Below are 23,293 nucleotides of genomic sequence, written 5' to 3'. Positions count from 1 at the left end.
CGGAGGGGTCTTGCGGCGCGGTGAACTTAAACGTTTAATGTCAGGGAAACAGAACGGGCACGGAGACCGAAACACACGGTCCCTAGCCTCGGGTCCACCGGACGCTCTCGACGAGGAGGCGTCCCGGCCCGTCCCGTGTCCGCCGCACGCCGGCTCCCCGAGAGGTACCCGTGTCCGCTTCCGTCCAGACCGCCCCGACGTCCGTCGGCGCCGCCCGACTCCCCATCCGCTTCTCCACCGCCTCCTCGACGTTCCTCGTCGGCATCGCGGGGTACCTCGGCGTCAACCTGTCGCCGTACATGATCGCCGCCGTCCAGACGGGCGTCGGCGCCGACGTGCTCACGGCGAGCTGGATCGTCACGGCGACCCTGCTGCTCACCGCCCTCGTCGGCCTCGCCGTCGCCCCCGCGTGCGCGGGACCGCGCCGTCGCCTGGTCGCGCGCGTCGGTCTGATCCTCGCGGTCGTCGGCTTCGGCGCCGCGGCGCTCGTTCCCGCGCTCGTCGTGACGGGCCTGCTCCTCGGCGGGGTCGGAGCCGGTGGGGCGGTCGCGGCCGCGGGCGCCGCCCTCGCCGCGTTCCGCAACCCCGACCGCGTCGCCGGACTCAACGGTCTGGCCAACCGCGGGCTCATCACGGTCATCCTCGCCGTCGTCCCGCTGATCGGCCTCGCCCCGATCGACGTGTTCGGCTCGATGGCGGTGTTCAGCGTCCTCGCCCTGCTCACGGTGTCGTGGATGCCCACGGCCCCGGCCGCGACGGTGCACGCGGCGGCGGCGATCGGCGAGGCCGTCCCCATCGAGGTCCCTCCCACCGGCACGCTCCGCTCCGCCGCGCCGCCCTCGCGCACGGTCACGGTCGCGGGCTTCGTGCTCCTCGTCGTGTTCGCCCTGTGGGCCGCGAGCGAGGATTCGCTGTGGGCCATGGCCGGGGTCATGGGCGCCGACAACGCCGGTCTGACGCCCGAGGGGCTCAGCCTCGCCCTCAGCGGCGCCACCGCGGGAGGCCTGCTCGGCACCATCGCGCTCGTGGCCGTCGGAGATCGCCTGGGTCGCGGCATCCCCCTGATCGTCCTGCTGGTGGCCGGCGGCATCCTGAAGATCGTCGAAGGCTCCGTGACCGATCCGACGCTCTTCGTCGTGGTCTTCATCGCGTGGAACACGATCTACGCCGTCGCCTTCATGTACTTCGTCGCCACGGCCGCGGCTCTCGACGCCGACGGACGCTGGTCCGGGCCCCTGCTCGCGACCTACCTCGTCGGTTCGGCGCTCACGCCCGTGATCGGCGCATCCCTGGTGGGGCTCCTGGGATACCAGGGCTTCGCCCTCACGCTCGCCCTCGCGAGCTTCGTCCTGGCCGTTCCGGCCGGCATCATCGGCGTGCTCTCGCGACGGCTCGAGCGCGCCGCGAAGGAGGCAGCATGACGCGCACGCTCTACCGCGGGGGACGGATCTTCACCGCCCACACCGATCCGCGACGGCAGTGGACGGATGCCATCGCCGTCGACGGCGAGACGATCGCGGCCGTCGGGGCCGAGGCGCTGGCGTCCACGGCCGACGAGGTGGTCGACCTGGGGGGAGCCGTCGTGCTCCCGGGCTTCACCGACGCGCACACGCACCTGCTGATGATGGGCGCGTCCCTCGCGCAGGTGCCGTTGACCGAGGCGCGGTCGCTCGAGGCGATCCAGGTCCTCCTGCGCGAGGCGCGCGAGGCGGCTCCCGAGGCGCCCGCGATCTGGGGGCGCGGGTGGCTGTTCGACTCGATTCCGGGCGGGGCGCCGACCGCGAGCATGATCGACGCGGTCGTCTCCGACGTCCCCGTCTACCTGGACGCCAACGACTACCACTCCTGCTGGGTGAACTCGGCGGCGTTGGCCGAGCTCGGCATCACCCGCGACACCCCCGACCCGCTCGGCGGCGAGATCGGCCGCGACGCCGACGGCGAGCCGAACGGGATGCTCTTCGAGACGGCCGCGATCCGCTACGCGTGGGCCCGTCGCGACTCCTCCACGACCGACGACGAGCGCGACGCCGCCGTCGATCGCGTGATCGACGCGTACGTGCGCGCCGGAGTCGTCGGAGTCGTCGACATGGCTTTCAACGAGCACGGCCTCGCCGCCTTCGAGAGAGCCGTGACGCGCCACGGCGGGCGGCTCCCGATCCGCGTCGCCGCACACTGGCTGGTGGAGAACACCGGTGATCGCGAGAAGAACCTCGCCCAGTTGGACCGCGTGATCGACCTCGTCGAGCGCACCCGCTCGTCGTGGGTGCGGGTGATCGGCATCAAGCTGATCCTCGACGGCACGATCGACGCGTGCACGGCGGCGATGGGCGCCCCGTACGCCGACGGTTCGAACGCCGCCCCCATCTGGCCGCTCGCCGATCTCGCGCCGGTGGTGGGCGCTGCCGACGCCGCGGGGCTTCAGATCGCGATGCACGCGATCGGCGACGCCGCGAGCGACGCGGCGCTCGTCGCCCTCGAGCGCGCCTACCGCGCCAACGGCGATCTGCCTCGTCGCCACCGCATCGAGCACCTCGAGTACGCCGCCCCGGGGACGGCGGAGCGCATGGCGCGGCTCGGAGTCACGGCATCCATGCAGCCGGTCCACGCCGACCCGGCGATCTACCCGAACTGGGCCGCGATGCTTGGTGACGAGCGGGCCGACCGTGCGTTCGCGTGGCCCGAGTACGAGCGCGCGGGAACTCTTCTGGCGTTCTCGACCGACGCGCCGACCGCCCCCTACGACGCCCTCGCCAACATGTACGTCGCGGCGACCCGCGCCTCGGCTCTCGACACGAGCGTGGCGGCGGTGCACCCGCTGTTCGCTCTGCCCCTGACCGACAGCATCGCCCACGCCACGCGCGATGCGGCCGCGTCGACGGGGGACGGCGACTGGCGCGGGCGTCTCGCTCCCGGGTTTGCGGCCGACTTCGCGGTCCTCGACACGGACCCCTTCGCCGACGGGGCCTCGACGCTCTTGACTGCCCGCGTCGTGCGGACCGTGCGGGCCGGGGAGACGGTCTTCGCCGAGGAGGCGGTCGCCGCGCTGCCGCGCGACTGACGGCGGTGCCCCCGGGCTGGGGAGGAACCGCCGCTGTGCAGGACCCCGGTGGGGCGGCCGGACTTCGCTAGCCTGGGGCGACGACCGACGCCGAGGGGGCACGATGACGGAAGTCGATGACGGGGGAGCACTGTCGGGCATCGCCTGGCCCGAGCAGCCGGGGGCGCTCGTCGACACGTCGCGCTGCCCGTCGTGCTTCGCACCCATCACCGTGTCGCCGTGCGCCTCGTGCGGACTCGACCTGACCGATGCGCGCACGGCGCGGGTGCTCGACCTGTCGCAGCGGATCATCGCCCTCGTCGACGAGCGCGCCGACGTCCTCATGCGGGTGCACAGCGATGCGGAGACCGCGGCTGCCCGGGCAGAAGAGGAACGGATGCCGGCTCCCCCGTCGTCCGAGCTTCACCCGGTGCTGCCGTCCCCGGTGTTTCCGTCCCCCGCGCCTCCGTCCCCGGTGGCGATGCCCCCGGGTGACTCCGCGACGGCCGAGCCCGCATCGCTCTCGACGACGGTGTCGGCGCCCGCCGCAGCCGCCGACGTGGCGTTCGCACCGCCGTCGGGGCCGACGATTCCCCCGGGGCCGCTCGTCGAGCCGAGCGCAGGCTTCCCGGCTGTGCCGCCGTTCGACGGTGGTCCTCCGGTGGAGCCGGCCGTACCCGTCCCCGCGGGGCCGGCCGCGCCCCGCCGTTCGAGCGTCCAGGTCTTCCTCCTGTCGGTCGGCGTGGTGCTTCTCGCCGTGGCTGCGGCCTTCTTCCTCACCGTCGCGTGGATCAGTGGCGGGCTCGTCCTGCGCTCCGTCATCATCGGACTCGTCACGGCGGCGATCATCGCCACCGCCTCGCTCCTGCGCCGTCGGGGCCTCGGTGCCACCTCCGAGGGCATCGCGCTGCTCGGGATCGCTTTCGTGGCCCTCGACGTCTGGGCCGTCCGAGCCAACGACCTGGGCGGGGCGGCGAGCCTCGAACCGAGCGTGTACTGGGGCGCGACGACGGTGGCCGCGGGTGTCGCGTTCGTGGGCTGGTCGCGTCTGTCGCGCCTGCGCGCCCCGCTCTCGGTCGCTGTCGCGGCCCTCGCGCTCGGGCCCGCGATGCTGGTCGCCGGTCTCTTCACGCGGGATGCGGCCCTCGGGTGGTACGCGTGGGGGCTCGTCCTGCTGCTCCTGGCCCTCGCGGCACCCTTCGCACCGCTCCTCGCCCGGGCTCCGCGCCCGGCGTTGACGATCGAGATCGCGGTCGTCCGGGCTCTCGCCGCCGTCGGTGCGGTCGTCGCGATGACCTCCGCCCTGATCGTCGACCCGCGCAGCACGGCGACGCCCGCGGTCCTCGGCGCGGCGCTTTCCCTCGGTCTCGCTCTCCACGCCCGGTTGCTCGCGCGCCGAGGTGCCGCGCGCCTGGCGCCGACGGCCGCGGTGGCAGCGGTCGTCGTCCTCGGGCTGGGGATCGCGGGCACGGTCATCCGTGCGGCCGACGCGACCCTGTCCGTCACCGTCCCGGTGCTCGTCGCCTCGGCCGTCGCGTTGGGGCTCGACGTCGCCGCGCGTCGCGCGACTCCGGGCCTCGGGCGGACGACCGTCGTCGTCGCTTCGCTGGCTGCGGCGATCGCCGCCGCTGTCGCCGCGATCCTGCCCCTGGTCGGCGCGATGGATGCCGTCGGCACCGTCCTGGGCCGGTCGATCGTCGTCTTCGGGCGCTCCGCCCTCGATCTCTATGCCCCGGATGCCGTCAGCACGGCGGCCGTGATCGCCCTCGCGGCCATCGTCGTGCTCGCCGCCGTGGTCTGGCGTCTGTCGGGATCGTGGGCGCAGCGCCGGACGCCCGCGCTGATCGCCGGGGCGGCCGTCGCCCTGCTCGCGGGACCCCAGCTGCGCGTCCTGATCCTCGTGGTCTCCTGGTACCTGGCGCTCGCCGTGGTCGCCGTCGTCGTCCTCCGCCGCCGTCGCGGCGACATCGCCCTCGCCGCGGTCGGGGGTTGCCTCGCCCTCGGCGCAGGGTGGGTGTCGTCGTTCTCCTCTCCGCTCGCCTGGGGGCTGTGCAGCGTCGTGGTCGCGGCCGTGCTCGCCGCGGTGGCCGGAGCGCATCCGAGTATCCGGGTGCCGTCCGCGACTGCGGTCGTCCTGTTCCTGACGGGGAGCGCCGTCCTCGTTCCCGGGGCGTTGCGCGCCGGAGCCGACCTCGTCGTCGACGGGGCCACCCCGACGACGGTTCCTTTCGCGATGGCATCCCTCTGTCTCGTCGCTCTCGTCGCCCCGCTCTTCCACCGGTGGGGTCTCGACGTCGCGCAACGAAGCGCCGGCGTGGTCACCGCTCTGGCGGCGATCGTGGTGGTCGCCGCCCCCGCGCTGTGGTTCCGCGCGGGCACCGCGACCGACGTGTGGATGCTCGCGTCGGCGCTGGTCGCCGCGGTCGCGTCGGCGGCCGTCCTCACGACGCCCTACCTGCCATGGCGCGTCGCGCGGCCCTTCGCGGCGGTCATGACGCCCCTGCTCGTCGCGGGCGCGGCCGGTTCCGCGCTCCGGCTGATCGACCCGCTGCCGCTGGTGCCGGCGATCGTCTACGCGGCGATCGCCGTCGTCAGCGCCGCGGCGGGCCTGCGCCTGCTCCGCACCGACCCGTCCACCCGCGCCTGCCTTGACGTGGGGGCCGCGCTCGTGGGCGCTCTGTCGATCGTCGTCGTTCCCTCGCAGGGAGTCCGGTGGCTTCCGCTGCTGCTCGCGGCGGTGGCCGCTGTGCTGTGGGCGACCGACGGCGACGGTCTTTTCCGCTCTCGCGGGCCCCGCCGACACCTCATCTGGCTCGCGCTCGTCCTGGGCACCCTCGCGCTGTGGACGCGGCTGCTCTGGCAGCAGACCGAGACGGTCGAGCTCTTCACCGTGCCGGTCGGTATCGCGATGCTCGGCATCGCGGCCGGCCACGAGCGCGCGCGACGAGTGGGAGAGAACCGTTCCGCGGTCGTCCCAGCGGTGATCGCCGCCGCGGGGACCACCGTCGCGCTCGCTCCCAGCGCCCTCTCGGCCTCGGGAGACCTCGTCCACGTGCTGGCGGTCGCGCTCCTCTCGGCCGCGGTTCTGGTGGTCGGGGCCTGGGTGCGTCCTCCACGGACCCCCGACGAACTCCCCGTCGCGGTGGGAGCTGCGGGAGCGCTCTCGCTCGTGCTGGTCACGGTCGCGCAGCTCCTCCCCTCCGTCGAGCGGGGTGGCATCGGCATCGCGGATCTCGTCGTCGTGGTGTCGGTCGTGGCGATCGGCGCTGCCGCCGTGGGCGTCGCGCGACGCCCGGCCCCGTGGGCGGCGTCGTCCGCGCGCAACGCTCTGGTCGGCGCCGCCGTACTGCTCGCGCTCGGGTCGGCCGTGCTGGTCGCCGTCGACGGCGGGCCGATCGGGCGCATGGTGACCGCCGTCGCGGTGCTCGGTGCCGTCGGCGTCGCCGCCCTGCGCGTGCGTCACCGGCTCGGGGGGATGCCGCTCGCGATCACCGCGCACTCCGGAGCGGGGCTCGTCGCCCTCATCGGCGTGGGGGCGGACATCCGCCCGATCGAGTGGGCCACCGTGCCTCTCGCGCTCGTGTGGATCGCCGCCGCCCTCCTCGATCGCCGCCGCCCGGTCGCCCCGGCCTCGGTGCTGTTCGCCGTCGGCGGTGCGGCGGTCGGGCTCCTGCCCTCCGCGGCGCTCGCCGACGCGTCGCCGGTGCGCGCGATCGGCGTGACGCTCGCGGCGGTCGCCGTGCTGGTGATCGCAGCCGTTCTTTTCCGCGGCGCGCTCGCCCCGCTGGCGACCCCGGTGATCGGCGTCGCCTCGCTCGGCCTGATCGTGGCCGCGTCGCTGCGCGCCCTGCACGAGCTCGTGACCGCCCTGTTCGACGTGTGGCTCGTCGCCGCGACCGTTCCTCTGGTGGTCGTCGGCGTTCTCCTCCACCGTCGGCGCGCGGACGTCCTGCCCGGGGTGTCGCAGGCGCTCGCGATCGCCGCTCCCGCGGTCGCGGTCGTCCTCACCGCTGCCCGGCTCTCGGCCACGGGCGAGGGCCCGCTGCGTCTGATCGTGACGCTCGTCGCCGTCCTCGCCCTCGGGCTGTGGTGGCAGGGTGCGGCGGTGCGGTGGACCGCGATCGGTCTGTCGGCCGTCCTCGGCCTCGTGGCGATCGTTCTCGGCAGTGCCGATCCCGTCGAGGCGGCCACGACTCCCCTCGCCGTGGCGCTCTTGATCCACGGCATCCGGACCCTCCGTCAGCGTCCCGCGGTGCGGACGTGGCCGGCGCTCGGGATCGGCCTGGCGCTCCTGCTCATCCCCTCGCTGCTGTTCGACTTCTCGAGCGGCAACGCGCTGTGGCGCGTCCTCGCGCTCGGCGTCGTCGCTCTGCTGACGCTGCTGGTCGGTGCGCGGTTCCGTTGGCAGGCCCCGGTTCTGCTCGGCGGGATCGTGCTGATCGTCCACGCCGTCGCCCAGCTCTGGCCGTGGATCGCGTCGCTCTACGAGAGCGCGTCCGGCCTCTGGTGGCTGTGGCTCGGCATCGCCGGCGTGCTCCTCATCGTGATCGCGGCGACGTACGAGCGCCGCATCCGCGAGGTGCGGGCGGTGGCCCTCGCGATCAGATCTCTGCGGTGAGGGAGCGAGTTCCTACTTCGCCTTCGCTTCTTTCGCCGCGGTCTTCGCGGCGCGCTTGTGCTCGCGCACCTTGGTGAGCGACTCCGGGCTCACGATGTCGGCCACGGAGCGGAACGAGCCCTCTTCGCCGTAGGGGGCCGAGGCCTCCCGCCAGCCGGCGCCGTCGAAGCCGCGTTGCTTGCCGAGCAGCGCGAGGAAGATCTTCGCCTTCTGCTCGCCGACGCCCGGCAGCGCCTTCAGGCGCCTGAGCACGGTCTTGCCGTCGGGGTCGTCGCGCGTCCAGAGGTTCTCGGCCTTGCCGTCCCAGTCCTCCTCGATCGCCGCGCAGAGCGCCTGCACGCGCCCCGCCATCGATCCCGGCTAGCGGTGGACGGCGGGCGACTGCGAGAACGCGGCGGCGAACGCGTCGGGGTCCTGGTGCGCGATCGCGCCAGCATCCATCGATCCGGAGCGCGAGGTCATTGCCGCGCGAACCAGCGCCGCCATGCAAGCCGCTAATCGGGCGGGGCGGCACATGGGGCGCGTATCGGTGCTGCCAGGAGCCACAGCGGACCGTCTTGAGGCTCTCAGGCGGACCCGCACGCTGGCAGCCACCGCCGCACAGCTGAACGCCGAGGGGCTACCCACGGCCACCGGCACGACCTGGACTGCGGGCAGTGTGGCCAACGTTCACAAGCGGCTCATCGCATCGCCACCCGCCTGAGTCCATACTGTGAATCTGCTGAGCGCAGATGTCGTACATCGCGACTTCCGGGTCTTGATGTTCTACTTTCGCACCATGACCGACAAGGCAACGACGCTCACCATCAAAGGCAAGGTGGGGTACGAGGACGAGATCACCCCCGCCCAGGCCGCGCAAATTATCGCCTTCCTCGAGGCTGGTGAGGGTGCAGCGCCAACGCTTGGCAACCCACCCGCCGAACATCGAGACAGCGGACGCGGTCGAGCCAAGAAAGTCGAGAGCGCCCGCGATGCACTCGACATCTCTGGCGCATCCAAGAACCCAGAGAAGATCGTCGCGCTCGCCGCCTACGTCATGCAAGACGGGGGCGACACATTCAAAGTCGAGGACGTGAAGTCCGCTTTCCGTCGTGCGCGCGAGACGGCACCCGCAAATTTCCCACGCGATCTCGACAAGGCCATCAGCTCTGGTTGGGTAGGTGACGAGGGAGGCGGGGAGTACTTCCTCACGGCGAAGGTCGACGGAGTACTCGACGGTGAGTTCAAGTTCGGCCGGGCTGGGGGAAGCACGAGCACGCGAACCGCGCCCCGTAGGTCGGGGACGGCCGCAAAAAGCACTAAGGCCAAGAGCGCGAAGCCGGAGGTCTTCGCATCTATTGATGTGTTCCCTTCGACCATGGACGGATTCCCCGCCTACTCGAAGATGAAGCAGAACAGGGACAAACTTCTGTGGGCGGTCAAGTTTGCAAAGGACAGTGGAATCGCTGGCCTGGCGAACAAGGACATCGAATGGATCACCGATCACCTCGGCGCCGGGGTGCCGAACAGGCAGATCACAAACGCCTACCTCTCGGCTCAGAAGGCGGGGTATGCCAACAAGTCAACGCAAGACGGCACGACCCGTATCACGCCCGACGGTGAGGCATACCTCGCGACGGTAGGGGCGGCGACGTCTTAGAGCTTGCCAATGCGCAGATCGTCCTTGAGCCACGTGCGCACCCCAGCCGCGACCGTGTCCTCCTGCTCCAGATTGACGGACTTGTAGATCATCCCTACGAAATCGGTGGGCATCTTTTCGAGCGATCCGTCTTTGAGTAGCGCGCAGCGGCGGCCTGTCATGATCATCGCGCCGACTTCGATCAGCAGATTATGGTTGAGACCGCGGTCAACTCGGTCCTCGAAGAACGCCACACCGTAGCGACATGCCCACATATGAGCCGTCACGTTCGACCAGAGGTCGTCGGTTATCGCCCTGTCGGACGCCAGATGAAACTCCAGCCCCAGCTCCGCGCAAACCTCCTTGGTGACAGCAAGCGCCCGGCCGACCGGATCGAGTGTTCCCGCCCTCTGGTCGGGAAAGCGCGTCATGCCGAAGACGTTGGTGTCGAATGGGTGGTCAGCGAGAAATCCACGAAGCGGCTGAACGAGTGCGGGCGGAGCGAGGGAGACGGGGATGAGCGCATTCTGCGTGCTCCCAAATGCCGGGGCGTTCTGGCTAGCCGCCTCCGCCACTAAGGCTGCGAGGTCCAGCCCCGAAACAACCTCGGCGACTCTGGACTGGCCCAGTGGAGTCAACCTATATGCCCCGCGATCCGGCAGTTTGGTGAGGAGCTTCTTTGTGGCTAATGCACTGAACACATTGCCGATCTTGGCGGGTGCAGGTAGTGCAAACTCGTGGAACAGCTCGTTCACGGCTGTGGGCCGGGCTTTGTTGTCCTCCACCCGGCCTGCCGCCAGATGCGAAAGTACTAACGCCTGAGTCTGCAGATCAAGATTCTGCAGTCTGAGGGCTACGGGATCATGCATGGCCATGAGACGACGTTAGCGGGCTCGGGGTCTGGAACGCTTGACCCTCGCAGCCTCCGCTCTCGCCAGTCGCTAGCCGCCAGCCGTCAGTCAAGTGTCTAGGTTGTCCCACTCGTCTCCGAGGACCCAGCGCAATGCCGAGTGCTTGCCAGCCCACAGACCGGCTTCCCAGTCGGAGCTAACCTTGAGGGTATCGGCTCCAAGCTCGTCCTCAATTTGCTTACGGGCGGTGAGCACAGCTTCCCTTACGTCATCTGGAAGCGGTTCGACCTGACCTTTCTCAACAAAATGATCTCGCGTGAGCGATTTGTCGTACCAACGACGGTTGTACATCGCAGTCTCTGCGGCCTGTATTTCGGCCAGTGGGCGCATGGCGTCTTGCTCGTAGATTTCATGGCGATACGTCAGCTCGGGAAACTTCGCCAAAAAGTCGCTGATCTGCGGTCTCTCCCAGTAGCGGATTCTGAACGGGGGAGCGGAACTGCGTCGATACTGCTCGACCCAGTCTTTCGCGGGGTTCGACAGGAAACCGGAAGCTGCCACGAGCGCGACGTCTGGACGCTCCGCTTGAGCCCAAGCGAAGAGTCCCTGTAACGCTTCTGGGGGGACGCCTTTGTCGTAGTGCTTAGCGTCGATGAACCATCGTTCAAACCTCTGATGCCCATCCACGTCAGTCAGCAGATAGTGGGCCTCGATGTCTCGGCCGCGGTCAGATGGGCTGGCGTCCTTCGGGGTGCCCTTGCGCCAGTCGACATTTACAAAGCCGATCGTCTGAAGCAGGTCGAATACAAAGTCCTCGAAGTCGGTGGGGGTTGAGGTTGCCGAAGTCGAACTTCTTGGTCGAGGGCCGAGCAGGGACAGCTGCCTCTATGGGGTCGGGCTCCCGGGCGGTCTCGTTCTCGTCGCTCATGGATTCGAGATTAGGCGCTGGCCTCGACTTCAGAATTCGTACCCACCAGGTTCAGTCGAGAGGATGCAGCCGTGGATTTGAGTCCGGCGGCAGTTCCCAGCCATTGCGTTTGTGGATCTCGTTGGCGAGTTCGCTAGCGTGTGTCCTCAGCTTCGATAGGGCCTGCCTGTCATACCCCTTCTTTCGCAGGAATCGCACGTTCTGACTGAACCCCTGGGTCCACGTCATCATCAGCTGCAGGTTCTCTACTCGCTGGTCGACACTGTCAGTTGGCTGCGCAGTTTCCATGACCTCGAGCGCGATGCTCGCTCCAAGTGCGCGTTCGGCGTCGAGCCAGGTGTCAAGGCCCTCCCAGTCGGCGTGCTCATCCGCGAGGGCGATTGCGGCGATGCGCAGGTTAGCCAGACGCTCGCCAACAGGTTCCAGTGTTGGGTCGAACCCGACGAGCCGTTGAATGGCGTCTTGCAGTGCCGACCACAGTGTCGCGGTCACAGCTTTACGCGACTCCCGCAAAGCCTCTTTTGAACGCCGGTTCGCCAGAACGGTACCAACGCCCGCGATGAGGGCGGCGACGACGGAAACGACGAGCGCAGATACATCAGCAATGTCCACGCGTCGATCCTGTCACTGCGCAGCCGTGCTCAGGTGGCTGCTGTTCCGCCGCGCCACACCCACTCGATCCGTGATGCGTCGAATCGGTTGCCCTTGCGCGTGGCGGGGCGAACGAGTACCGCGTCGAACAACGTTTCTACAAGCCCACGGCGTGCGCTCATACTCATGCGGTCCCATGCGGCCTGGTTCACACCCCGGTAGTCCGGGCCTACCCCCGCCGCCTCAATGCGCCGTTTCTGGCTGCGTACCTCGTCGCGCTGCTGTTCCAGCTGGGCTACGGCAGGGAACACGACCTCTGCCGACAGCTCCCGCGCGGTGAACGAGCCTATGAGCCGTGCAAGGTCGCGTTCTACTTCCGCCAGGCGGGCAGCGCCGTCGAACTCGGGGGCCGGTTCGTCGACCGTGAAGTCAGACAGCTTCCTCAACAACAGGCCGGTTACGAGTTCATCGACGGGCCCGACGCTCGCGGCCACCGTGTGGACATTGTCCGAGCAGCGATACGTGGGGTACTTCGCCGCGTTGCCGTACATCACCGAACCGCACACTCCGCATCGGAGGGTGCCCGTCATCGGGTAGTGCCGTGCGTTCTTCCTCGGCACGCGTGACCGAGTTTCTTCCGGGTTGAGGGCAGCCACCACGGCATCAAACGTGGCCTGGTCCAGCACCGGCTCCCACTGCCCCCGCACCGGCTGACCATCGCGGCCAATTGCGATGCTGCCTTGGTGGATGCGCCAGCCCGCTAGGCGCGGGGATTGCATCATGCGTCCCAGGACACGGCCCTGCCACGGCCTCCCCGTCGAGGTCGTCACACCCTCCGCGTTCCACTGGCGGGCGATCGTGTAGCTACCAATGCCGGCGATGATGTCGGCAGCCGCCTGGCGGATCAGCGCCGCCTCCTTGGCGTCGAGCTCACGCCCTCCCGGCTGCCAGCCGAAGGGGCGGGTGCCTGCCACCGGCTTACCCTCACGCGCGCTTTCCAGGTGTTTACGTGCCACGCGCTCAGCCGTGCGCTCAACCTCGGTAGCGTCCACAGACGCCTTGATGCGCGCCACCATGCGCCCGTCGGCTGTGGACAAGTCGTCGTTGCCTGACACCACCGTGGCAAACCGCACCCCGTAGCGCTCGTACAGCGCGATGATCTCTTCAAGTTCAAGTGGGCGACGAGTGAGGCGGCTGTTGGAGTAGGCCACGATGACGCCGAACTCACCCGCTCGGGCGCGGTCCAGCATGGCGGCGTACTGAGGGCGCGCCTTCTTCCTGGACCGGGTGCTGGCCCCGGTGTCATTGTCAGTGAACACCGCCACCACGTCGAAGCCACTACGGGCGGCAAGGTCGCGGCACTCCTGCTCTTGTCGCGCTACGCCAAGGGCCTCGCCCTCCGTGTCGAGTGATACGCGCGTGTAGATCGCTGCCTGGGTAACGCCAACGTAGTAACCGTGGTTATCGCACCTGCTGGTCGAGCAGCATGCCGATCAGCAGGGCGAGCGGGTTGCTCGACAGCAGCTCGTCCGCGACGGGGTCGTCGGTGATGCGCAGGCTCATACCCTCATTCTCGCGCGAACACCCGCAGGCGCAGCCCTCAAGCCGAGTCGGCGATCCACTTCCGCGCGAACGGCACGGCATCCATCTCGAGCAGATCCTCCGTCGCGTCGCTGATCTGCACCTCGAAGTGCGCGACGCTTCCGGGCCTCAGCCGCTTCACGAGCGATCCGTCGACGCGACGGATGACGGTCTCGCTCACCGAGGGAGCGTCGTCCTCGATGTGCAGCAGGCCCAGGGCGAACGTCGCCACCCAGCGCAGTGCATTGCCCCGGCGGGCTTCTCCCGCGACGACATAGACCTCGGATGCCGGTGTGCTCACGGCATCCATCCTGCCCGAGGACCCGGGATCAGGCGGGGAGTCAGCCCGCGTCGGCGATGTCGCGACGCGCCGGGGCGGAGGCCGCGGGATCGGCGACTTCGATGCCGAAGAGAGCCGACAGGGCGTCGATGTACTCGTCGGCGCGGCCGGTCTCGGCGAGCTCGTGGGCGCGGGTGGTCGGGGTGTGCAGCAGCACGCCGACGAGGTGGCGGAGTGCCTGCTCGGTCTGACCGCCCTCGTCGCCGCGGGCGCGAACGCGGGCGACCTCGGCGTCGAGCACGCCGAAGACGTGCGCGCGCAGGGCAACGACGGCGGGGGTGATGTTCTTGCGCTCGCCGACCGAGGCGAAGCGGCGGGCGGCGTCGCGCACGAGGTCGCGCGCGGCGTCGGTGGCCTGCAGCTCTTCGAGCGGGGCGTGCAGGCGGATGGTCTCGAGGTCGAGCAGGTCGACGCCCGGAACCGTGGCGACGTCGGGGTCGACGTTGCGGGGCAGGCCCAGGTCGATCACGAGGCGACGCGCGGTGTGCTCGACGGGGCAGACGCCCGCGGCCTCGTCGACGGCGGCCTCGAACGCCCCGCGACCCGCGGCGAAGGTCGCTGCGCTGAGGACGTGGTTCTCGCTGGTGGTGCAGGTGATCACGAGGTCGGAGTGGGCGACGACGCTCGGGAAGGTCTCGGCCGAGATCGCGCGCAGACCGTGCTTGGCCGAGAACTTCGCGGCCCGACCCGAGGGCGAGTACACCGAGATGTCTTCGGCGCCCTGGTCGCGGAGGGCCGCGACCGTGGCGGCGGCGTAGGCGCCCGTGCCGACGAGCAGCACCCGCTGGGTCGACCAGTCGGCGATGCGGCTGTCGGCGAGCTCGAGGCCGAGGCGCACGAGGGAGCGCCCGGCGCGGCCGATCGCGGTGGAGTTCTTGACGCCTCGCTGCGCTTCGGAGGCCCGCTGGAACAGGCGCTCGAGTTCGGCGGAGGTGGTGCCGAGCTGGCGGGACTCGTTGAGCGCGCGGCGCACCTGACCGGCGATCTCGCCCTCGCCGACGACGACGGATTCGAGACCGGATGCCACCGAGAACAGGTGCTCGGCCACGTCGCTGCCGCCGAGGACGGTGTACGAGCCCTCGAGCTCGCTGGCCGGGACGCCTGTCGCGGATTCGATGGCCGCGAGGGTGGCCTCGATGCCGAGGGCGACGGCCGCGGTGACGGGCTCGTCCATGTCGACGTAGGCCTCGAAGCGGTTGCAGGTCGCCACCACGACGGCGCCCTGGACGCACTCGTCGTGCTCGGCGATCAGAGGAGCGACGGGTGTCGCGGGTACGCTGAGCCGCTCGAGGAGATCGAAGGACGCGGTCTTGTGACTCGCGCTGACGCACAGCAGCACGTCCATATTCTACGCCCGGCTTCCTCGGGGGATTCCGGGTGGCCTCTCGACGTCAAGGCATCCCCCGTGCTCCCGCGGGACGGGTGGGAGGATGGATGCCATGGCCTCCCTCGACGCGCCCCTGCTCCGTGCCCTCCGTGGCGATCGTCCTGAGCGGCAGCCGGTGTGGTTCATGCGGCAGGCCGGGCGCTCCCTGCCCGAGTACCGGGAGTTGCGCGTGGGCACGCGCATGCTCGACGCGTGCCTGACCCCCGACCTCGCGGCGGAGATCACCCTCCAGCCGATCCGCCGTCACAAGGTGGACGCCGCGATCTTCTTCAGCGACATCGTCGTGCCGCTGCGTCTGGCCGGCGTCGACGTCGTGATCGAGCCCGGCCGTGGCCCGGTCTTCGCCGACCCCGTCCGCACCGCCGACGACGTGGCGCGGATCACCGCGATCAATCCCGACGACGTCGCTGCGGCGGCGGAGCCCGTGCGCGAGGCCGCCCGCCGCGTGACCGCCGAGCTCGACGAGGCCGTTCCCCTCATCGGCTTCGCCGGGGCGCCCTTCACTCTCGCCGCCTACCTGGTCGAGGGCGGGCCGAGCAAGGAGCACCTGCGCGCGCGCGGCATGATGCACGCCGACCCGGAGTCCTGGCACCGTCTGGCCGGGTGGCTGTCGAAGGTCTCGCGCGCGTTCCTCGACGCGCAGATCGACGGCGGTGCCCAGGCCGTGCAGCTCTTCGACTCGTGGGCGGGGTCGCTCTCGCCCGCCACGTTCCGCGAGTTCATCGCCCCGCATTCTCACGCCGCACTCGAGGGGATCGAGGTCCCCCGCATCCACTTCGGCGTGGGCACGGGAGCTTTCCTCGACGACATGCGCCTGGGCGGTCTCGCCGACGCGGTGGGGGTCGACTGGCGCATGCCGCTCGACGAGGCCGCGGCAATCGTGGGCCCCGACGTGACGCTGCAGGGAAACCTCGACCCGGCGCTGCTGGGCGCTCCGTGGCCGGTCCTCGCCGCGCACGTCGACGACGTCCTCGCCCGCGGTCGCGCGGCCCGCGCACACATCCTCAACCTCGGGCACGGCGTGCCGCCCGACACCGACCCCGATGTGCTGACCCGCATCGTCGCCCGCGCTCACGGGGAGGACGCGTGAGCGAGCCCCTCGATCGTCTCGTGCGTCACGCGCACGAGACGCGGGTGATCGTCGTCGGCGGCGGGATCTCGGGTCTGGTCGCGGCGCGCGAATGCGCGAAGGTCGGCCTGAAGGTCACGGTCCTCGAGGCCTCCGGGGTGTTCGGCGGGGTCCTGCGGACCGCCGAGGTCGGCGGGATGACCCTCGACGTCGGCGCCGAGAGCTTCGCGACGCGCGGCGGAATCGTGCGCAGACTCCTCGACGAGCTCGGTCTCGCCGACGACATCGTCTCCCCGAATCCCGCCGGGGCGTGGGTCGCGGGTGTCCCGGGAGTCGGGGCGGCGCCGCTGCCGAAGGGCGGGGTGCTCGGCATCCCGGACAATCCCTTCGCCCCCGACGTGCGACGCGTCATCGGCTGGTCGGGGGCGTGGCGCGCGTACCTGGACCGCCTCCGGCCGCCGCTCACGATCGGTCACGCGCACAGCCTCGGAAAGCTCGTACGGTCGCGGCTGGGCGCGCGTGTGCTCGACCGGCTGGTCGCACCGGTCACGAGCGGGGTCTACTCGGCCCGTCCCGACGACATCGACATCGACCTCGCGGCTCCCGGTCTGAACGCGGCTCTGACGCGGACGGGCTCGCTCACGGGCGCGGTCGCCGACCTGCGTGCGAGCCGGGCGGCTGCGCGCCCCGCAGACGCTCCCGCGTCGGACGCTCCCGTCGTGTCCGGCGGGGCCTCGAAGACTCCCGCCCCCGGGGGCGCGGTCGAGGGCATCGCCGGCGGGATGTCTCGCCTCGTCGACGCTCTCGTCGCCGCCCTGGTCGAGAGCGGCGTGGAGTTGCGCACGGGCGTCGCCGCGCGGGCTCTCGAGAAGACCGACGACGGCTGGACGGTGACCACCTCGGTCGACGACGAACCGCTCCCGGCTCGCGCCGTCATCGTCGCCCTGCCCGAGGGGCCCGCCCGCGAACTGCTCGCGCCCGTGGTCCCCGGCCTCGAGGTGGGCGATCCGGTCGCCCCGGTCGTCGAGGTCGTGACCCTCGCGGTGCACGCCCCCGCTCTCGACCGGGCTCCGCGCGGCACCGGCGTCCTCACCGTCCCCGGCAGCCACGTCGCGAAGGCCCTCACGCACTCCACCGCGAAATGGGACTGGGTTCGGGATGCCGCCGAGCCCGGCGTCCACGTGGTGCGCGTGTCTTTCGGTGCTCAGGGCGAAGAGCCCGCGACCGCCGCTCTCGACGACGATGCGGCGGCAGCCCTGGCCCTCTCGGAGGCCTCCGCGATGCTCGGCGTCGAGCTATCGGCATCCGTCCTCCGGGACGCGCATCGCGTGCGATACGTGCAGTCGCAGCCCGCGGCGACCATCGGGCGGGCGGCCGAGACCGCCGCCGCGCGCGGTGCCGTACGCGCGGTTCCGGGCCTCGGGGCGACCGGCGCGTGGATCTCGGGCACGGGCCTCGCCCAGGTCATCCCCGACGCCCGCGATGAGGCCGATCGCGTGCGCAGCGACGCCCTCTGGACGAGCTGACCTCGCGCTCTCTCGACCAAGTCCGCCCGGCTGTCAAGGGTGGATGCCGAGCGCGGCATACATGACTACTGTGAGACTCGACCAGCACTCGTTCGAGCGTGAGGAGACCCCATGAGGGGCAAAGCAGCACTCGTCGTCGGACTCGTGGCGGGCTACGTGCTCGGCGCACGGGCAGGCCGCGACCGGTACGAGCAGATCAAGACTCAGGCCGCGAAGGTCTGGGACCAGCCCGTCGTCCAGGGACAGGTCGAGAAGGTCAAGGCCTTCGGCGTCTCGGCCCTGAAGTCCGTTCCCGGCGTGGTGTGGAAGGGCGCGAAGTCGGTCACCGGTGCCGCGAGCGGCTCGGGCACCGTGCAGGAGCGCGCCGAGCGCGCCGGACGCGCCGCCAAGCAGTCGGCCCACGAGGTCGCCGACGTCGTCGAGGACTCCGTCGACGACGCCAAGCAGGCGGAGAAGTCGGCCACCACGCGGGCGCGTGCGGCCAAGAGCGGCTCCACCTCGTCCGGGAGCTGACGCATGACCACTCCGCGCGGATTCCGCGATCGTTCCGACGACAGCCTGTTCACCCTGATCGGCGACATCCCCGAGCTGGTGCGCAACCTCGTCGTCGCCGAGATCAACGGCGCGAAGGCGTGGGCGCAGCGCACCGCCAAGGACGCCGGGATCGGCGCCGGGTGGTTCGTCGGTGCCTTGATCGTCGTTTTCTGGGCCATCCCCGTCTTCTTCGCTTTCGTCATCGCGGGGCTCTCGTCGTGGTGGCCGGTGTGGCTGTCCGCGCTCGTCGTGTTCGGCGTGATGATCGTCATCACCGCGATCCTGGCCCTGCTGGGGTACTTGCGTTTCAAGAAGCTCTCGAACCGCGAGAACCCGGGCACGGCCATCTCCGAAGACGTCCGCATCGTGAAGGAGGCCCGCGATGAGTATTGATCGCCCCGTCCCCGTCCCCCGCACCGCGGTTCCCCTGGGGATCACCGACCCGGTGCAGTCGGCGCGCGCCGAGCTCAAGGCGGCGCTGGCCGCCATCGAGGTGAAGGCCAACGCCCCGCGTCGCGTCAGCGAGGCCATCGACCGGACCGTCGGCGAGGTGCGCGAGAAGGCGCAGCAGAACCCCGGCGCTGCCGCGGCTGCGGTCGCCGGCGTCGCCGCGCTCGTCGGCCTCGCCGTCTGGGGCATCGTCCGCGCCTACACGCGCGGAGACTCCGCGAAGCGGCCCGCCTCCTTCGGGAGTCGGGCCGCTTCGTCGTCCGCGGGCCGGCCCCGGCGACCTCGGATCCGCTCGGGACCGGTCGGCGCGCGGCCTAGGGTTCGTTCGCGAACAGCCCGCGCAGCAGGTCCTCGAAGTACTCCGGCGTGACGGCGATCGGCCCGGCGTACGCATGGTCGAAGCCGGCGATGGCGTACAGCAGCAGAGCGACGAACAACGCGAGTATGCTCGACATCAGCAGGTGAACGCGGAGGTTCCGCACCTCGATCAGTCCGATGAGGATGGCATTGAGCACGGCACCCACGCCCAGCACGATCCAGAGCACGCTCGGCAGGGCGAGGTGGGTCAGGGCGATGCGGTCGCGGCGGTTCTCCACCAGCAGCTGGAACTGGTCGAGCGATTGCTGCACGTAGAGCGTCTCGGCGGCCGTCGTCGGCTGGACGGCGCCGATCGCGCGTTGCATGGCGGAGATATTGGCATCCGTCTCCGCGGGGATCTCGAGACGACGCTGCTCGGGCCAGTCCAGGTCGATGACGTTGCGGGCGTACTGCGTGATCTGCGCCTGCAGTTCGTCCCCCTGCGGGTCCGGAAGGAGTGCCGCCGTTCGGTACAGCGAGGCGAGCGACGACGACTCCTCGAGCACGACGCCGTCGACTTCGGTGAAGTTGCCGTAGGCCGCTGCCGCAATGAGGGCAAGGGTCACGCCGTAGAAGACCCCGTACACACCGACCGCGTAGCTGAGGACGCGGTCCCACTCCTCACCGCGCGGCGCCGCTCTGCGCACCCATTTCCGCAGCGCCAGGAGGATCGCGCACGAGCCCCCCACGACCAGGACGATGAACAGCGGCAGCCCCAGGTACATGGGGAGGTCGTACAGCCACATCGGTGCGCCTTCCGGGCGGCGTGCCCCGACGCCGTCGACGCACAGTACCAATGGGTGCGCCGCCGGCGCACCTGTCGGTGGTTCGGCGGCGAGTCAACCGGTTTGGACCGCCGCCCCGACCGGACGAGACTGGAAGCATGTCCGACGACAGCTCCTCCTCCGTGTACACGCTGTGGGCGGTTTTCCGCCGCGATCCCGAGAACCCGGTCACCGCCGCCGACGCGACCGAACTCGCCGACCTCGTCTCGCTCGTCGAGGCCGACGGTGTCACCGTCCGCGGCTTCTACGACGTCAGTGGTCTGCGCGCCGACGCCGACCTCATGGTCTGGCTCCACGGCGAAGACCCCCAAGCCCTTCAGCGCGACCTGCGACGCCTGCGTCGCACCTACCTGCTGAAGAACCTCCTGCCCACGTGGAACGCCATGGGCGTGCACCGCGACGCGGAGTTCAACCGCTCGCACGTGCCCGGCTTCCTCCGCGGCATCGAGGCCCAGCAGTGGTTGTGCCTGTACCCCTTCGTCCGCAGCTACGAGTGGTACCTCCTGCCCGAGGCCGAGCGTCGCGAGATGCTCATCGAGCACGGCAAGAAGGGCTCGGCCTACAAGGGCGTCATCGCCAACACGGTCGCGTCATTCGCCCTCGGCGACTACGAGTGGCTCCTGCCCATGGAGGCCGACGTCCTGACCGACCTCGTCGACATGATGCGCGACCTCCGCTACACCGAGGCCCGCCGCCACGTGCGCGAAGAGGTGCCGTTCTACACCGGCCGTCTGGTCACGCTCGACGAGATCCCCGAGATCCTTCAGTGAGTGCGCCTCTGCGCCTCGGCACTCGCCGCAGCACCCTGGCGATGACGCAGTCGCAGATGGTCGCCGACGCCGTGTCCGCGGCATCCGGTCGTTCCGTCGAGCTGGTGCCGATCGTCTCGGAGGGCGACGTCAACCGCGCCTCGCTGTCGCAGCTGGGCGGGCGCGGAGTCTTCGCGAACGGGCTGCGCGAGGCCCTCGTGGCGGACCGCTGCGACTTCCTCGTGCACTCGCTCAAAGACCTGCCGACGCAGCAGCCCGATGGGTTGGTGATCGCTGCGACGCCCTCTCGTGAAGATGCGCGCGACGTCGTCGTGACGCGCGAGGGTGTCGCCCTGGGGTCCCTCGCCCCGGGGTCGCGGGTCGGCACCGGTTCCCCGCGTCGCATCGCTCAGGCCCTGCGGCACAACCCGCGCCTCGACATCCGCGACATCCGCGGCAACGTCGACTCGCGTCTCGCCCGTGTGCGCGAGGGAGAATTGGATGCCGTGATCCTCGCGGCCGCGGGAATCTCGCGGCTGGGAGGAGATCTGGGCGGACTCCTCGCCGAAGAGCTCGGTCTCGCGGAGTGGCCGACCGCTCCGGGGCAGGGGGCGCTGGCGGTGGAGACGCGCGACGACATCGACCCGGACATCTACGCGGCCCTCGCCGAGCTCGACGACGAACGCACCCGGGTGGCCATCACCGCGGAGCGCACCGTGCTCTCCGCCCTCGACGCCGGGTGCAGCGCGCCCGTCGGCACGCACGCCTCGCTCGCGGAGGGCGACCTGCGCCTGCGGGCGGTGGTCTACGCGCTCGATGGAACGCAACGGATCGGCATCGACCGGACGGTGCGTCTCGACCCGGGGTATGGTGGGGACACTACGGGCAGTGGCAATGGAGCAGATGCTGCCGACGACGGGGGACCGATCGCGCGAGCGACGCGAGCGGGCCAAGAAGCCGCGCGTCGGTTGCTCGAACGCGGGGCGGCCGACCTGGTACCACGAGAGTCGACCACATGAACGAAGGCCACCAGCACACGCCGAACCCCTCCACGGGCAGCGTGCCGAAACCGCTTGCCGGTCGACGCGTCCTCGTTCCCCGAGGCGGTCCCTGGGGCGACGGCGTCGCGGCGAGCCTTCGACAGCTCGGAGCGGTGCCCGTCATCGCGCCGCTGATCAACTTCGCGCCGACGAACGACCAGGCGACGCTCGACCAGGCTCTCGCCGATCTGGCCGCGGGCGCCTTCGATTGGCTGACGCTCACGAGCGCCACGACGGTCGACGTGCTGTACGCCTATAAGGCGGTCATCCCCGCCGAGACGAAGGTCGCCGTCGTCGGCGAGACGACCGCGGCCGCGATGCAGGCCGTCGGTTATCACGTCGACCTCGTGCCCGAGCGGGACAACTCCGCTCAGGGTATGGCCGAGCAGATGATCGCGATCGAGACCGAGCCGCGCAAGGTGCTGACCCTGCGCAGCGAGATCGCCAAGCCGGTGCTGACGCGACTGCTCATCGAGGCCGGCCACGACGTGCGCAGCGTCGTCGCGTACCGCACGGTGGGCGTGCCGGTGACCGAGAAGATCGCCGCCGACGTGACCTCGGGCCGCATCAACGCCATCCTCGTCACCAGTGGCTCGGTCGCGGAGCAGGTCGTCGATCAGTTCCCCGAGATCCCGGCATCCACCGTCATCGCCGCCATCGGCCCCCGCACCGCCAAAGACGCCAAGCGCGCCGGTCTGAGCGTCGACGTGGTGGCCGAGACCCAGACCGTCGACTCCCTCATCGAAGCCGTCGCCCGCTTCCCCCTGCACTCCGACGAATCGACCTCATGAGCTTCCCCGAGCACCGCCCGCGGCGCCTGCGCCGCACCCCCGCCGTCCGTCGTCTCGCCCGCGAGACGCACCTCGTGCCCTCGCAGCTCGTGCTGCCGATGTTCGTGCGCGAGGGGATCACCGAGCCGAGCCCGATCGGTTCGATGCCGGGCATCGTGCAGCACTCGATGGACTCCCTCCGCCGCGCGGTGGCCGAGGCCGCCGAGCAGCGCATCGGCGGAGTCATGCTCTTCGGCGTGCCCGAGGTGCGCGACGCCGTGGGCTCCGGGGCCGACGACCCGAACGGCATCCTGAACCGCGCCACCGAGGCCGTGGTGGCCGAGGTCGGCGATGCGGTGGTCGTGCAGACCGACCTGTGCCTCGACGAGTTCACCGACCACGGGCACTGCGGCGTGCTGCGCGACGACGGGGCCGTCGACAACGACGCGACCCTCGAGCGCTACACCGCCATGGGGCTCGCGCAGGCGCGTGCGGGCTCGGCGATGCTGGGGCTGTCGGGGATGATGGACGGCCAGGTCGGCGCGGTGCGTGAGGCGCTGGATGCCGAGGGCTTCACCGACACGCTGATCCTCGCCTACTCGGCGAAGTACGCCGGGGCCTTCTACGGTCCGTTCCGCGAGGCCGTCGACTCGCAGCTCACGGGCGATCGCCGCTCGTACCAGCTCGACCCCGGCAACGGCCGCGAGGGCGTGCGCGAAGCGCTGCTCGACGTCGAAGAGGGCGCCGACGTCGTCATGGTCAAGCCGGCGCTGCCCTACCTCGACGTGCTCGCCGACGTGAAGGCCTCGGTCGACGTGCCCGTGTGGGCCTACCAGGTGTCGGGCGAGTACGCGATGGTCGAGGCCGCTGCGGCCCACGGCTGGATCGACCGCCGCGGCGCGATCATGGAGAGCCTGCTCGGCATCCGTCGCGCGGGCGCCGACGCGATCCTGACGTACTGGGCGGTCGAGGCCGCCCGCTGGCTCCGCGCCGAGCTCTGAGCCGTCTCCTCTCACGCGTGAGGGGTCATTTACGGTCGCCTGGACGGCGCCGAAGCGACAC

20 protein-coding genes and 2 pseudogenes are annotated in these 23,293 nt (G+C 70.5%); 13 read left to right on the top strand and 9 right to left on the bottom strand.

Features of this window, described 5'->3' with window-relative positions; genetic code table 11:
• The first annotated feature begins 170 nt into the window (after positions 1-170).
• The 3 genes from ASE56_RS02530 to ASE56_RS02520 all read left to right on the top strand — a co-directional run bounded on the left by ASE56_RS02530 (position 171) and on the right by ASE56_RS02520 (position 7,655).
• Complete coding sequence (locus ASE56_RS02530) at positions 171-1,421, top strand: hypothetical protein (protein ID WP_056224640.1); 1,251 nt, start codon at positions 171-173, stop codon at positions 1,419-1,421.
• Positions 1,418-3,058 carry an amidohydrolase gene (locus tag ASE56_RS02525; protein ID WP_056224638.1) on the top strand — a complete coding sequence of 547 codons (1,641 nt, stop codon included), beginning with the start codon at positions 1,418-1,420 and terminating at the stop codon, positions 3,056-3,058. Before ASE56_RS02530 ends, ASE56_RS02525 begins: the two co-directional genes overlap by 4 nt.
• Before the next feature lie 103 nt (positions 3,059-3,161).
• Positions 3,162-7,655, top strand: coding sequence for an SCO7613 C-terminal domain-containing membrane protein (locus ASE56_RS02520; protein ID WP_056224636.1), 4,494 nt, complete (start codon positions 3,162-3,164; stop codon positions 7,653-7,655).
• A 12-nt stretch (positions 7,656-7,667) separates the two neighbouring features.
• Here the strand turns inward: ASE56_RS02520 and ASE56_RS02515 are convergent.
• A pseudogene (locus ASE56_RS02515) lies at positions 7,668-8,108 on the bottom strand (HhH-GPD-type base excision DNA repair protein); the annotation flags it as partial.
• A 325-nt stretch (positions 8,109-8,433) separates the two neighbouring features.
• Here ASE56_RS02515 and ASE56_RS02510 point away from each other — a divergent pair.
• Positions 8,434-9,294, top strand: coding sequence for a hypothetical protein (locus ASE56_RS02510; RefSeq protein ID WP_156371583.1), 861 nt, complete (start codon positions 8,434-8,436; stop codon positions 9,292-9,294).
• On the opposite strand, the gene ASE56_RS02505 is transcribed toward ASE56_RS02510, so the two are convergent.
• The 7 genes and pseudogenes from ASE56_RS02505 to ASE56_RS02485 form a co-directional block, all read right to left on the bottom strand.
• Positions 9,291-10,148, bottom strand: coding sequence for a hypothetical protein (locus ASE56_RS02505; RefSeq protein WP_156371582.1), 858 nt, complete (start codon positions 10,146-10,148; stop codon positions 9,291-9,293). The two genes, ASE56_RS02510 and ASE56_RS02505, sit on opposite strands and share 4 nt — an antisense overlap.
• A gap of 84 nt (positions 10,149-10,232) precedes the next feature.
• On the bottom strand, positions 10,233-10,997 hold the full coding sequence (locus ASE56_RS16465) for a restriction endonuclease (RefSeq protein WP_268768219.1): 765 nt from the start codon (positions 10,995-10,997) through the stop codon (positions 10,233-10,235).
• A gap of 106 nt (positions 10,998-11,103) precedes the next feature.
• Positions 11,104-11,664: a hypothetical protein gene (locus tag ASE56_RS02500; RefSeq protein ID WP_235556913.1), complete on the bottom strand. Its 561-nt coding sequence runs from the start codon at positions 11,662-11,664 to the stop codon at positions 11,104-11,106.
• 29 nt (positions 11,665-11,693) lie between these two features.
• The gene (locus tag ASE56_RS02495) at positions 11,694-13,070 is read right to left on the bottom strand and encodes a recombinase family protein (RefSeq protein WP_235556963.1); all 1,377 of its coding nucleotides are present in this window, start codon (positions 13,068-13,070) and stop codon (positions 11,694-11,696) included.
• A 40-nt stretch (positions 13,071-13,110) separates the two neighbouring features.
• Positions 13,111-13,206 (bottom strand): annotated as a pseudogene (locus ASE56_RS16800) (Fe-S cluster assembly protein HesB); the annotation flags it as partial.
• Positions 13,207-13,243: 37 nt separating this feature from the next.
• Positions 13,244-13,525, bottom strand: a complete 282-nt coding sequence (locus ASE56_RS02490; RefSeq protein WP_056224628.1) for a hypothetical protein — start codon at positions 13,523-13,525, stop codon at positions 13,244-13,246.
• Between the two features lie 40 nt (positions 13,526-13,565).
• The gene (locus tag ASE56_RS02485; protein WP_056228057.1) at positions 13,566-14,903 is read right to left on the bottom strand and encodes a glutamyl-tRNA reductase; all 1,338 of its coding nucleotides are present in this window, start codon (positions 14,901-14,903) and stop codon (positions 13,566-13,568) included.
• Between the two features lie 100 nt (positions 14,904-15,003).
• Here ASE56_RS02485 and hemE point away from each other — a divergent pair, with 100 nt between their 5' ends.
• The 5 genes from hemE to ASE56_RS17660 all read left to right on the top strand — a co-directional run bounded on the left by hemE (position 15,004) and on the right by ASE56_RS17660 (position 18,900).
• Complete coding sequence (gene hemE / locus ASE56_RS02480; protein WP_082450287.1) at positions 15,004-16,041, top strand: uroporphyrinogen decarboxylase; 1,038 nt, start codon at positions 15,004-15,006, stop codon at positions 16,039-16,041.
• Positions 16,038-17,546 (top strand): protoporphyrinogen oxidase, encoded by a 1,509-nt coding sequence (hemG, locus tag ASE56_RS02475; RefSeq protein WP_056224625.1) that lies wholly within the window; start codon positions 16,038-16,040, stop codon positions 17,544-17,546. The genes hemE and hemG overlap by 4 nt, the downstream gene beginning before the upstream one ends.
• A gap of 111 nt (positions 17,547-17,657) precedes the next feature.
• A complete protein-coding gene (locus ASE56_RS02470; protein ID WP_056224623.1) occupies positions 17,658-18,059 on the top strand; it encodes a hypothetical protein in 402 nt (133 codons plus the stop codon).
• 3 nt (positions 18,060-18,062) lie between these two features.
• Positions 18,063-18,473, top strand: coding sequence for a phage holin family protein (locus ASE56_RS02465; RefSeq protein WP_056224620.1), 411 nt, complete (start codon positions 18,063-18,065; stop codon positions 18,471-18,473).
• Positions 18,463-18,900 (top strand): hypothetical protein, encoded by a 438-nt coding sequence (locus ASE56_RS17660; RefSeq protein ID WP_235556912.1) that lies wholly within the window; start codon positions 18,463-18,465, stop codon positions 18,898-18,900. The genes ASE56_RS02465 and ASE56_RS17660 overlap by 11 nt, the downstream gene beginning before the upstream one ends.
• Here the strand turns inward: ASE56_RS17660 and ASE56_RS02455 are convergent.
• Positions 18,845-19,633, bottom strand: a complete 789-nt coding sequence (locus tag ASE56_RS02455) for a DUF4239 domain-containing protein (RefSeq protein WP_056224619.1) — start codon at positions 19,631-19,633, stop codon at positions 18,845-18,847. The genes ASE56_RS17660 and ASE56_RS02455 overlap by 56 nt on opposite strands.
• Positions 19,634-19,770: 137 nt before the next feature.
• On the opposite strand from ASE56_RS02455, the gene hemQ reads away from it, so the two are divergent.
• The 4 genes from hemQ to hemB are packed head-to-tail and all read left to right on the top strand — an operon-like array spanning position 19,771 to position 23,232.
• Positions 19,771-20,442, top strand: coding sequence for a hydrogen peroxide-dependent heme synthase (gene hemQ / locus ASE56_RS02450; RefSeq protein ID WP_056224617.1), 672 nt, complete (start codon positions 19,771-19,773; stop codon positions 20,440-20,442).
• Positions 20,439-21,440, top strand: coding sequence for a hydroxymethylbilane synthase (hemC, locus tag ASE56_RS02445; protein ID WP_056224616.1), 1,002 nt, complete (start codon positions 20,439-20,441; stop codon positions 21,438-21,440). The genes hemQ and hemC overlap by 4 nt, the downstream gene beginning before the upstream one ends.
• Entirely contained in the window at positions 21,437-22,252 is an 816-nt protein-coding gene (locus tag ASE56_RS02440; RefSeq protein WP_056224614.1) for a uroporphyrinogen-III synthase, read from the top strand. The genes hemC and ASE56_RS02440 overlap by 4 nt, the downstream gene beginning before the upstream one ends.
• Entirely contained in the window at positions 22,249-23,232 is a 984-nt protein-coding gene (gene hemB, locus ASE56_RS02435) for a porphobilinogen synthase (protein ID WP_056224611.1), read from the top strand. Before ASE56_RS02440 ends, hemB begins: the two co-directional genes overlap by 4 nt.
• Positions 23,233-23,293: the final 61 nt, after the last annotated feature.

The organism is Microbacterium sp. Leaf203, assembly GCF_001421275.1.
Classification (GTDB): domain Bacteria; phylum Actinomycetota; class Actinomycetes; order Actinomycetales; family Microbacteriaceae; genus Microbacterium; species Microbacterium testaceum_A.
This window is presented reverse-complemented; position numbering and strand designations above follow the sequence as displayed.